The organism is Streptomyces sp. NBC_00250 (assembly GCF_036192275.1).
Classification (GTDB): domain Bacteria; phylum Actinomycetota; class Actinomycetes; order Streptomycetales; family Streptomycetaceae; genus Streptomyces.
Genome location: NZ_CP108088.1, coordinates 3,194,458 through 3,206,619 on the forward strand (window position 1 = coordinate 3,194,458; position 12,162 = coordinate 3,206,619).

Here is a 12,162-nt window from a genome sequence, read left to right on the forward strand (position 1 = left end):
CGGCCGAAGGAGGTCGTGCTCGCGCTTTTCCGTACCCTCACACCTGCGGAACCCCGCTTGTTTCCCGCCATTCACGGCACCGAAACACCCCGTCAAGTGTGACTTGCGCGACGTTGGCGCTCCCTGCCTGCACCTCTCGGCCGGACAGGCGTAGCCTTTATTTCCGCTGTCCATCACCTTGTGAAGCGGAAGAGGGCGGTTGCCGCCGTGTCGTCTCAGTCCCCCAGTACCCCGAGCTCCCCGACCGACCAGGACGGGCAGGGCAAGAGCCCCGCAGCCGCCTTCGGTGCCAATGAGTGGCTCGTCGACGAGATCTACCAGCAGTACCTCCAGGACCCGAATTCGGTCGATCGTGCCTGGTGGGACTTCTTCGCCGACTACAAGCCGGGAGCGTCGGACACCCCGGCCGCCCCGGCCGCCACCACCACTCAGAGCGCGCCCGCCGCGCAGCAGGCGGGCCCCGCACAGGCCGCGCCTGCCGCTCCTGCGGCCGTTCCGGCTCCCGCGGCCGCTCCGGTCGCGGCTCCGGCCCCCGTGGCCGCTCCGGCGCCCGTGAAGCCCGCCGTGGCCCCGGCCGCGCCGGTCGCCGCGAAGCCGGCCGCCGCCGCGCCCGCCCCGGTCAAGGCCGCTCCGGCCTCCACGCCGGCCGCCGGCCCCGAGCTGATCACGCTGCGCGGTCCCGCCGCCGCGGTCGCGAAGAACATGAACGCCTCGCTGGAGGTGCCGACGGCCACGTCCGTCCGCGCCGTCCCGGTGAAGCTGCTCTTCGACAACCGGATCGTGATCAACAACCACCTGAAGCGCGCCCGGGGCGGGAAGATCTCCTTCACGCACCTCATCGGCTACGCGATGGTGCAGGCGATCAAGGCCATGCCGTCGATGAACTACTCCTTCGCGGAGAAGGACGGCAAGCCGACCCTGGTCAAGCCGGAGCACGTGAACTTCGGTCTCGCGATCGACCTGGTGAAGCCCAACGGCGACCGCCAGCTCGTCGTCGCGGGCATCAAGAAGGCCGAGACGCTCAACTTCTTCGAGTTCTGGCAGGCGTACGAGGACATCGTGAAGCGGGCCCGCGTGGGCAAGCTGACGATGGAGGACTTCACCGGCGTCACGGTCTCCCTGACCAACCCCGGCGGCCTCGGCACCGTCCACTCCGTCCCGCGTCTGATGCCCGGACAGTCGGTCATCATGGGCGTCGGCTCGATGGACTACCCGGCCGAGTTCCAGGGCACCTCCCAGGACACCCTGAACAAGCTGGGCATCTCGAAGGTCATGACCCTGACCTCCACGTACGACCACCGGGTCATCCAGGGCGCCGCCTCCGGCGAGTTCCTGCGCGTCGTCGCGAACTTCCTCCTCGGCGAGCAGGGCTTCTACGACGACATCTTCAAGGCCCTGCGCATCCCCTACGAGCCGGTCCGCTGGCTCAAGGACATCGACGCCTCGCACGACGACGACGTCACCAAGGCCGCGCGCGTCTTCGAGCTCATCCACTCCTACCGGGTCCGCGGCCACGTCATGGCCGACACCGACCCGCTGGAGTACAAGCAGCGCAAGCACCCCGACCTGGACATCACCGAGCACGGCCTCACCCTGTGGGACCTTGAGCGGGAGTTCGCCGTCGGCGGCTTCGCCGGCAAGTCGATGATGAAGCTCCGCGACATCCTCGGCGTGCTGCGCGACTCGTACTGCCGCACCACCGGCGTCGAGTTCATGCACATCCAGGACCCGAAGCAGCGCAAGTGGATCCAGGACCGCGTCGAGCGCCCGCACTCCCGCGTGGAGCGCGAGGAGCAGCTGCGGATCCTGCGCCGGCTGAACGCGGCGGAGGCCTTCGAGACCTTCCTGCAGACCAAGTACGTCGGTCAGAAGCGCTTCTCCCTGGAGGGCGGCGAGTCCGTCATCCCGCTGCTCGACGCGGTCATCGACTCGGCCGCCGAGTCGCGCCTCGACGAGGTCGTCATCGGCATGGCCCACCGCGGCCGGCTGAACGTCCTGGCGAACATCGTCGGCAAGTCGTACGCGCAGATCTTCCGCGAGTTCGAGGGCAACCTCGACCCGAAGTCGATGCACGGTTCCGGCGACGTCAAGTACCACCTGGGCGCCGAGGGCACCTTCGTCGGTCTCGACGGCGAGGAGATCAAGGTCTCCCTGGCCGCCAACCCCTCGCACCTGGAGGCGGTCGACCCGGTCCTGGAAGGCATCGTCCGCGCCAAGCAGGACGTCATCAACAAGGGCGGCACGGACTTCACCGTCCTGCCCGTCGCCCTGCACGGTGACGCGGCCTTCGCCGGCCAGGGTGTCGTCGCCGAGACGCTGAACATGTCGCAGCTGCGCGGTTACCGCACCGGCGGCACGGTCCACATCGTCATCAACAACCAGGTCGGCTTCACCGCCGCCCCGGAGTCCTCGCGTTCCTCGATGTACGCGACCGACGTGGCCCGCATGATCGAGGCGCCGATCTTCCACGTGAACGGCGACGACCCGGAGGCCGTGGTCCGCGTCGCGCGGCTCGCCTTCGAGTTCCGCCAGACGTTCAACAAGGACGTCGTGATCGACCTCATCTGCTACCGCCGCCGCGGTCACAACGAGGGCGACAACCCGCAGTTCACCAACCCGCAGATGTACAACCTGATCGACAAGAAGCGTTCGGTGCGCAAGCTGTACACCGAGTCGCTCATCGGTCGCGGCGACATCACCCTCGAAGAGGCGGAGCAGGCGCTCCAGGACTTCCAGGGCCAGCTGGAGAAGGTGTTCGCGGAGGTCCGCGAGGCCACCGCCGCCCCGGCCGCGGCGACCGTGCCGGACGCCAAGGCCGCCTTCCCGGTCGGCGTCACCACCGCGGTCTCCCAGGAGGTCGTGAAGCGGATCGCCGAGTCGCAGGTCAGCATCCCGGAGCGGATCACGGTCCACCCGCGTCTGCTGCCGCAGATGCAGCGCCGTGCCGCCTCCGTCGACGACGGCACCATCGACTGGGGCTTCGGCGAGACCCTCGCCATCGGCTCCCTGCTGATGGAGGGCACCCCGGTCCGGCTCTCCGGCCAGGACTCCCGCCGCGGCACCTTCGGTCAGCGCCACGCGGTCCTGGTGGACCAGGAGACCGGCGAGGACTACACCCCGCTGCTCTACCTGACCGACGAGCAGGCCCACTACAACGTCTACGACTCGCTGCTCAGCGAGTACGCGGCGATGGGCTTCGAGTACGGCTACTCGCTGGAGCGCCCGGACGCCCTGGTCGTCTGGGAGGCCCAGTTCGGTGACTTCGTCAACGGCGCGCAGACCGTCGTCGACGAGTTCATCTCCTCGGCCGAGCAGAAGTGGGGCCAGACCTCCGGCGTCACGCTGCTCCTGCCGCACGGCTACGAGGGCCAGGGCCCGGACCACTCGTCCGCGCGCCCGGAGCGCTTCCTCCAGATGTGCGCCCAGGACAACATGACGGTCGCCATGCCGACGCTGCCGTCGAACTACTTCCACCTCCTGCGCTGGCAGGTCCACAACCCGCACCACAAGCCGCTCATCGTCTTCACCCCGAAGTCGATGCTGCGTCTGAAGGCCGCGGCGTCCAAGGTGGAGGAGTTCACCACCGGCGGCTTCCGCCCGGTGATCGGTGACGCGACGGCGAACCCGGCCGACGTCCGCAAGGTCGTCTTCTGCGCCGGCAAGGTCTACTACGACCTGGAGGCCGAGCGTCAGAAGCGCGGCGACACGGAGACCGCGATCATCCGTCTCGAGCGTCTGTACCCGCTGCCGGGTGCCGAGCTCCAGGCCGAGATCGCCAAGTACCCGAACGCGGCGAAGTACATCTGGGCGCAGGAGGAGCCGGCGAACCAGGGTGCGTGGCCGTTCATCGCGCTCAACCTGATCGACCACCTCGACCTGGCGGTCGGCGCGGACATCCCGGCGGGCGAGCGCCTGCGCCGGATCTCGCGTCCGCACTCCTCCTCCCCGGCGGTCGGCTCGGCCAAGCGCCACCAGGCGGAGCAGCAGCAGCTGGTCAACGAGGTCTTCGACGCCTGACCGGTCGCTCCGTACCCGTACGGAAGGAGGCCCGGCACCCCGAGTGGGGTGCCGGGCCTCCGGCGTTCTCCAGGGCTCAGAGGTTGGCCTCGAAGTCCCAGTACGGGCGGTTGCGCTGGCGGGCCGAGAGGGTGTGCGGGTGCTGGGCGCCGAGGGTCCTGGTGAGGGTGAGCAGGGCGTCCTCCTCCAGCTTCCCGGCCTCGTCGGTCTCGCGCAGACCGCGCAGGTCGGTGGCGAGCGCGACCTGGCAGGAGAGGGTCAGCGGGTGCTCGTTGCCGAGGGCGTGCCGGGCCCGGCGCAGGGTGTCGCGGCTGAGTTCGGCGGCCTCGACGACCCTGCCGTTGAAGTTGCGGGCGGCGGTGGTGTTGAGGGCGCAGCCGAACACCCAGGGGTGGTCGGCGCCGAGGGTGGCGGTGAGTCCGGCGAGGGCGGACTCCAGCATGGTCAGGGCGGAGGCCCGTTCACCGGAGGCCTGCATGACCAGGGCGGTGTTGGCGAGGACGCCGGTGGAGACGGGGTGGGCGGGGCCGAGGAGGGCGCGGTAGCCGGCGTCGGCCTCGGTGATGAGTTCCCTCGCGAGGTCGAGGTCGCCGTGCTCGCGGAGGAAGTTGGCGTAGTTGGTGACGGCCGACAGGGTCACGTAGTGGTCGCGGCCGTAGGCCTGCTCCAGGTGTTCCAGGACGCTCGCCATCATGGTGCCGATGTCCTGCTGGAAGCCGCCCTCGCGGCGGCGGCAGAGCGCCAGCTGGCTGCGCGCGTACAGGGTGTGGAGGTGCTGGGGTCCGAGGATCCTCACGTGCAGCCGGACGTTGGCCTCCTGGCGGCCGAGGGCCTCGCGGTAGCGGCCGAGCAGCCGCAGGTCCTGGGCGACGGCGTTGTTGGAGTTGAGCGTGGAGGCGTGGTGGGGCCGCAGGACGGTCTCGCAGCGGGAGAGGGTGTCGGCGTCCTGCTCGTACGCCTCCTGGTAGCGGCCCAGCATGCGCAGCACGACGCCGAGGTTGTGGCGGGCGACGAGGGTGAGGAACTGGGTCTCGCCGAGCAGGCTCTGGGCCTCGGCGAGGGCCTCCCGCTGGAGCTGCTCCGACTCCTTGTACTGGCCGAGGAAGCGCAGGTCGCGGGCGATGGAGACCTTGGTCTGGAGTTCGCCGAGCTGGTCGCCGCTCGGGGCCGCGGCGAGCCGTTCGCGCTGGGCGAGGTCGAGGTCGTACGCCTCGCGGAAGCGGCCGTAGCGGCGCAGGATGTCGCCTTCGAGGGTGGTGAGTTCCTGCATGTGCGGGGCGAGCGGCTCCATGAAGGAGGTCCACTCGTCGCGGATGCGCCCGGCGAGCCGGATGCCGGCCTTGTACTCGCCGCTGCGGTCGCAGAACCGCAGGCAGTTGAGGACGGCGACCTGGATGCGCGGGTCGGTGCTGCGGAGGGCTCCGGACGGCTCCAGGTGCGGCAGGAGTTCGGAGTAGCGGGGCCAGTGCCTGCTGTCCGTGGGGTTGCCGGGGTCGGCTTCGGCGAGCAGGGTGCGGACGGCCTTGCGGTGGGCCTCGCGGTGCTCTCCGTCGGTGAGCCGGGCGACGATGTCGTGCACCAGGCGGTGCATGTGGATCGACTCCTGGTGGGGGCCGATCTCGTCGGTGGTCATGGGGCCGCGGGTCTCGCGGGTGAGCACCGAGTAGTTGACGAGGGTGTCGAGCGCGCGGGTCCAGGCGGGCAGGTCGGTGGCCATCCAGCGCAGGTCCTCGGGCAGTTGTGCCTGGGGGTAGGCGCGGACGATGCCGAGCGGGATGCGGCCGGGGGCGAAGGAGGCGCACAGGCTGAGGATGTCGATGGCCTGCGGCTGGGCGCGACGGAGCCGGTTGATCAGTATCGACCAGGAGGTGAGGGAGGCGTTGGGCATGCCGTCGCCGGCCGAGGGGTCGTCGACGGTGGAGAGGCGTCCGTCGCGGACCATGCGGAGGTATTCGGGGGCCTCCATGCCGGACTCGCCGAGCCAGGCGGCGGCCTGGACGAGCGGCAGGGGTACGTCTCCGAACTCGGCGGCGACCTCGTCGGCCTCGGCGGCGTTGATCTGGGGGGCTCGGCGCATCAGGTAGCCGGTGGACTCGGAGCGGTCGAAGCTGGGGATCTCCAGGACGTCGGTGTGCTCGCGCCAGCCGCGGTTGCGGGAGGTGATGAGGACGTGTCCGGGTCCCTGGGGCAGCATGACGTCGATGCCGTCGGTGTCGTCCCAGCCGTCGAAGACGACGAGCCAGCGGCCGTGCGGGTCGCCGCGGCGGAGGGCTTCGCGGACGGCGCGGATGCGTTCGCCGGGTTCGCTTCCGGTGGGCAGGGAGAGTCGGACGGCGAGTTCGCCGAGGCGGTCGCGCTGGACGTTGCGGTCGTCGGAGTTGACCCACCAGATGACGTCGTAGTCGGGGCTGAAGCGGTGGGCGTACTCGGCGGCGATCTGGGTCTTGCCGATGCCGGACATGCCGAGGAGGGTGCAGGCGGCGCTGCCCCGTTCGGCGTCCATGAGCCGTTCCTGGAGCTCGGTGAGGAGGTCGTCGCGGCCGGTGAAGCGGGGGTTGCGGCGGGGGACGTCGCCCCAGATCTCGGGTGGGTTGTCCGGGTAGCGGGCGAGGGCGGCGGCCGGGATGCGGCGGCCGGCGGACCTGCGGGGTTCGATGCCGAGCCGGGCGAGGAGCCGGGCCTCGGCCTCCTCCTCGCCGACGCCCCAGAGGCTGACGGGTTCGAGGACGGCGGTGGAGGGGAGCAGGGTGCGGTTGGTGAGGTTGACGGCGGCGAACCGTTCGGCGTGCGCGGCGACGAAGCCGCGCAGGACGTCGTTCCATTCGCCGGCCGGCCGGGGGCCGAGCTCGAAGAACCAGTCGTTGAGGACGAGGAGGACCTGGCCTCGGGCGAGCAGCAGGTCGCCGAGGGAGTCCTCCAGGGGGACCTCGCGGGGCGGGTCCCAGCGCTGGAGGCTGGCGCGCACGCCGTGTGCCTCCAGGCGTTGGTTGATCCAGGCCGCCCACGGCCGGTGATACCCGGGGAAGACCACCAGGACGTGTTCCGGGGCGGCCCTGCCCCCGTGGCTCTCCGCGCCCCCGCCCGACCGCTGTTCCGCCATCTGTACGTCTCCCGTCCCGCTCACGCGCAACGCAGTGTCATGTGCCGTGGGCACAGTGTTACCCACGGGCCCCGGGGCTCGCGCCGAGGCTCGCATGGAGCTGCCTCATTTGCCGGGCGAACTCCCGCCCCTCATTGGTCAGTTCATCGGATTCAAGCAGCATCGACAGCGCTTCACCCACCTGATCGTGGACATGGTCGAACTGCTGCGCGGCCCGTGCGCTCCACGCCCCCGGCGCACCCGGGGCATCCCTCGCCCTCCGCCACAGATCGGCCAACGCCAGGTGGGCGTACGCCCCTTGGAAGACCCCGGCCACCGGGCGGGCGTCGGTGCGCCAGCCGACCCGGTAGAGCACGGGGGTGCTGCCGGGGCGATAGAGGGGGACGAGCTCGTGGAGCGTGGAGAGTTTGCTGTGGTGCAGCTCGTGGACGAGCGTCTCCGCCATGTCGGTGGCACCGGCCGACGGCGTCATGAGGACGGCCCCCGGGGCGACGCTGAGCGTGGCCCCGACGGAGCGCGGCCCCTGCGGCAGCAGCGGTACGAGCGCGCCGACCGTCTGCCCGACCTCGGCCGCCCGCTCCCGGTCGGTCCGCCGCAGCAGCTCCCGGGCCGCCCGCCAGTGCGCGGACCAGGCGGCATGGTCGATGTCGGGCCGCTCGGCCGCGACCCGGGCCGGGGTCCCGACCCCGCCGGGCGGCACCCGGTAGGGGTCCAGGTCCTCCAGGCGCGCGGCTCCGCCGGCCAGTCGGCGCAGTCCGCACCAGCCGGGGCCGCCGCCCGTCACGGCGCCGGTACGGGGGTCGGCGAGCCGGAGGAGTGCCGCCGGGGCCCCCGGGGTGCCCTCGGAGTGGATCCGTACGACCTGGGAACGGGAGGTCAGCCGGACGGGGCCCGGGGCGACGAGGACGCTCCCGACGCCGGGGAGCGAGAGCACGCCGGCGGGAGCCCCGACCACGAGGTCGAGCGGCCGGCCGGCCCGCAGGGCGGCGGTGGCGGCGATCAGTTCGAGGCGGGACAGGTGCCGGTCCAGGGCGGGGCCGGCGGGTTCGGTGAGGGCGGCGGCGAGCCAGGCGCCGGTGGTCGGGTAGTCGAGGACGGCGCGGACCACCGCGGGCGCGCCGCGCTCGGTCCGTTCGAGCAGGCTCCAGGCGGTCTCGAAGGCACGCAGCGTCTCGGGGGCGACCTCGTCGCGATGGCGCCGCACCCGTACGAGCAGGGCCTTGAGCAGCAGCAGCCGGCGGGCGTGCACCCCGGACCGCAGAAAGGCCGCGCCGGCCGGTGCGGGCCGGGTGGCCGCCAGGGCGGCGAAGGCCGCCGGGCGCGGCGGGGCGGCGATCACTCCCGGCTCCGGGCGCCGACCGGGGGCGTGGGTCCGGTGGACACGGCCGGAATCGAGCGGTGGTCCCGGGTGCGGGACGGTGTCCGCGGGGCGGCACCGCCCGCTCCCGCGTCAGTCGACGAAGGCGTCCTCGGGCCAGGAGACGACCAGATCCGAGGGGTGGCGCAGCACTCTTTCGACCGCCGCGCCGAGGACGGCGTCGTCCGTGACGCGCAAGGTCCGCAGATCGACGGCCGCGAGATCGGGCAGATGCGGGGACCGGCCGGCACTCCGGCCGACACTCCGGCCGACACCGGTCGCCCACTCCGTACGCTCGAACACTCTCGGCTCCTCCTCACCGACGCTGTCCCCCACGGTCGTAGCGGCGCAGCGGTTCTTCCCGACGCCGGGAGACCGGAAACCCATTCGATTCAACTGCACCCATGTGCGCCCCCGTTATCCAGCCGATCCTCACAAGCTCTTCAGAAGCTCACCCGGTGGTGCCGCTCCAGGCCCACCAGGGTGGTGCGATCCCGCGCCGCTCCTCGGCGGAGGCTCTGGCGTAGCCCCCTCCCGTCGCGCTCTCGACCTCCCGCAGCAGCGTTCTGGTCCGCTCCACGTCGGTCCAGTCCACGTCCACGAGCCGCCCCGTGAGCCGCCGCCACTGCTCGGACGCGGCGAGGAGCGCGGTTCTCGCCCGGCCCGGACGGCCCATCAGCCACAGGACGGCTCCCTGGGCGTGCAGCGCGCGGGCGCCGGTGACCGTGCCCGGGATGTCGCCGTGGGCGGTACGGGATTCCTCGGCGGCGTTGCGGTACGCGGTGAGGGCGTCGCCCATCACCCCGTCCCGAGCGGTTTCGGCCAATTCGAGGCGCACCCGTCCCAGTTGCAGCCAGATCTCGGCGCGGTCGCCCGGGTCGTCGGTGCCCCTGAGCGCCTGTTCGAGCAGATGGCGGCTCTCGAAGAGGTCGGGCAGGAACCCGGCGCGGTGGAAGCGGAGCGCGAGGACGCTGCCGATCAGGGTCCGTGCCCTGGCCCGCTCGGGCGCTCCGGCGGGCATCCGCGTGAGGGCCTCGCGCAGGACGCCTTCGGCGCGGTCGACGGGCGCCGTGCCGGTGCCCGCCGCGGCGCGCCTGAGGAGCGATCCGCCCCAGGTGAGCAGGAGCGGTCCGCGCTGCTCGCTGTCGGCGGGGGCGAGGAGGGTGGCCTCCTCGTACGCCGCGTCGGCGGCGGCCCCGTCGCCCTCGGTGTCGTACAGCCGGGCGCGTGCGGTGGTGAAGCGCAGCCGCAGGGCGCGCGCGTCGCCGAGGAGGGGTTCGGCGCGGTCGAGCACGTGGCCGATGCGGCCCGGGTCGGCGGCGGCGAGGTGCAGGGCGTCGGCGAGGTCGAGGAAGGCGGCGGCGCTCTCGTGGAGGGTGAGGGCGGCGGTGAGTTCGTCCGCCGCCTCCTCGCCGTCGCCCCGGGCGAGGAGGAGCCGGCCGCGGCGCAGATGGAGGGTGTGGCGGGCGGTTTCCGGCCAGCGCTCGGCGTCCTCGGCGAGGGCGGTGAGGGCCGCGTCGAGGTGGTCGGTCTCGTCGGTGTCGCGCCACAGCGCGTGGTGGACGACGGCGAGTTCGAGCCGGGCCTCGGCCCATGCCTCCTCGCCGGTCGTGGCGAGTTCCCCGGCCCGTACGAGGGTGTCGGCGGCCTCGCCGAGGAGGTCCGGGCGGCGGCCGGTGCGCCGGACGGCGGCGGTGCCGGCCTCGGCGTACAGGGCGCGGGCGAGGACGATCCGGGCCTCGACGGGTTCGGCCGGGAGAGCCGCCTCGGCGCGCTCGCGCGCACCGGCGAGGAGGGCCGGGTCCGACTGGGCGCGGCCCTGGGCGAGGAGGCGGCGGGCTTCGGTGAGCGGGTCGGGGGTGACGAGGTCGGGGTGGTAGAAGCGGAGTACGCGCGCGGGGATGCGGGCGAAGAGTTCGGTCTCGGCGCCGTCGGGTCCCAGGGGCTCGTCGGTCGCCTCGGTCTCCTCGGGAAGGTCGGCGGCCCGGCCGTGGTGGCGGCCCGTCCCCCGGCCCTCTCCGGTCCTGGTCCCGGCCCCTGGTCCGGTGCCGGTCCCGGCCTCGGTGTCGGCCCCCGCGAGGCGGGCTGCGGCGAGCGCGGGAAAGTTGCGCATGCCCTGGCCGAAATTGCGCTCCACGTACGCGGAGCAGTGCTTGAGGACGAGGGCGGCGGCGCTGGGGTCGAGCGAGCCGAGGAAGTGCTGCTGGACGCCGGGCGGATAGCTGAAGCAGGGGTACGGGGTGGGGCCGGGCAGCCGCCGCAGGAGTCCGCTGAGCAGTACTTCGGCCAGTTCCATGGGGCCGGTGTCGGGCAGCATGGCCCGCTGCACGAGCTGCATGACGGGCAGCGTCAGGGGGGCCGCCGCGAGGTGCACGGCGAGCCGGAGCGCGCCGGGTGAGGCTCCGGCCCGGAAGGCGCGCAGGAGGTCCTCGTCGCTCCGCGGGGCGCGGGGGGTCCGGGGCCCGCGCGGTTCCACCGCGTCGGGGGCGAGCCAGGCCGCCCAGCCGCGTACGGCGTTGCCGCCCTGCCCGGTGTGGAGCCGGGTCCAGGAGGCGAAGGCCTCGGGGGTCGGGGTGAGCACGGGGACGGCCCTGCGGCCGGGGACGAGGGGCCCCCAGGGCTCGTCGTCGGAGCGGAAGACGGTGTGGCCGCCGGGGGTCGCGGACCGCTGGAAGGTGCCGGGTTCGGCGGGGAGCGCGGTGCGGGGCCAGAGCCGTGGCGGCAGCGGCTGGACGAGGGCGACCGGGGAGTGGCGGGGCCACTGCCGCAGGAAGCGCTGGGCGGCGCCGCGCTGCCAGAGGGGTCCGACGCAGTCGCTGACGACCAGGGTGAGCCGGTTGCCGGTGGGGTCGTGGAGCTGGTCGACGGGGCGCAGCCGGGGGCGGCCGTCGGCGCCGGAGGTGGTGGTGACGAGCGGGGGGCCTTCGCCGGTGTCGTACAGGCGGTGCACCTGGACGTCGCGGAAGGCGCCGGACTGCTGGCAGGCCTGGCGGAGTTCCTCGACCATCCGGCTCCAGACGACCATGGCGGGGCCGGTGTCCATGAGGAGCTGGATCGCTTGGCGTCGGCCCGCCGCCGGGCGCATGACGGGGGTGAGGATGCCGGCGGCGGCGCTGCGTTCGGCGGTGGCCTCCTCGTCGAGGGTGCCCTCGCCGGGGCGGTGGGGGGCGAGGGTGTAGGCGCGCAAGGGCCGGAGGGCCTTCTGGAGGCCCAGGAGTCCGGGCAGGGCGTTGGCGCCGGGGGCGCGGACGGGCAGGGTCGCGCCGCGCTCGGTGGACCCCGGGCGGGAGAGGGTGCCGGTGGCGCCCGTGGCTCTTGCGTATGCCGGGATCCCCGGGCTTCCGGTGGCGCCCGTGGCCATGTGGAGGGAGACGGACTCCCGTGGGCCCCCGGGGCCGGGCGCCGCCTCCCCGTCCCCGCGTACGGCACCGCCCTCGCCGTGGGCCCGGTCCGGGCGTCCGGGCGAGCCGTCCCCGGCCCGTGGGGTCTCCGGGGCGTCGTCCGGCTCCTCGGGGTTCTCCGCCCCGTGCTGCCCCTCCGGGCCCTCCGGTCTCTCCTGGTCCGGCGACGGGCCGGGGAGCCACTGGGACAGCCAGAGGGCGTCCGCCACCTCCTCGGCGGTGAGGTCCTGGCCACCGGCCCGCAGTCTGCGGGTGAGTTCCTCCAGATGCATCCGGTGCATCCGACC

Annotated in this window: 5 protein-coding genes; 1 reads left to right on the forward strand and 4 read right to left on the reverse strand. The window is 73.0% G+C overall.

Annotated features, from left to right (window positions below):
- Nucleotides 1-207 precede the first annotated feature (207 nt).
- A complete protein-coding gene (locus tag OG259_RS14120; RefSeq protein ID WP_328942587.1) occupies nucleotides 208-4,017 on the forward strand; it encodes a multifunctional oxoglutarate decarboxylase/oxoglutarate dehydrogenase thiamine pyrophosphate-binding subunit/dihydrolipoyllysine-residue succinyltransferase subunit in 3,810 nt (1,269 codons plus the stop codon).
- Nucleotides 4,018-4,093: 76 nt separating this feature from the next.
- Here the strand turns inward: OG259_RS14120 and fxsT are convergent, their stop codons facing one another.
- From fxsT to OG259_RS14140, 4 genes are all read right to left on the reverse strand, one after another.
- On the reverse strand, nucleotides 4,094-7,117 hold the full coding sequence (fxsT, locus tag OG259_RS14125) for an FxSxx-COOH system tetratricopeptide repeat protein (RefSeq protein ID WP_328942588.1): 3,024 nt from the start codon (nucleotides 7,115-7,117) through the stop codon (nucleotides 4,094-4,096).
- A 58-nt stretch (nucleotides 7,118-7,175) separates the two neighbouring features.
- Nucleotides 7,176-8,456, reverse strand: a complete 1,281-nt coding sequence (locus OG259_RS14130) for an HEXXH motif domain-containing protein (protein WP_328942589.1) — start codon at nucleotides 8,454-8,456, stop codon at nucleotides 7,176-7,178.
- Between the two features lie 111 nt (nucleotides 8,457-8,567).
- Complete coding sequence (locus tag OG259_RS14135; protein ID WP_328942590.1) at nucleotides 8,568-8,777, reverse strand: hypothetical protein; 210 nt, start codon at nucleotides 8,775-8,777, stop codon at nucleotides 8,568-8,570.
- Between the two features lie 148 nt (nucleotides 8,778-8,925).
- Nucleotides 8,926-12,156 (reverse strand): SAV_2336 N-terminal domain-related protein, encoded by a 3,231-nt coding sequence (locus tag OG259_RS14140; protein ID WP_328942591.1) that lies wholly within the window; start codon nucleotides 12,154-12,156, stop codon nucleotides 8,926-8,928.
- Nucleotides 12,157-12,162: the final 6 nt, after the last annotated feature.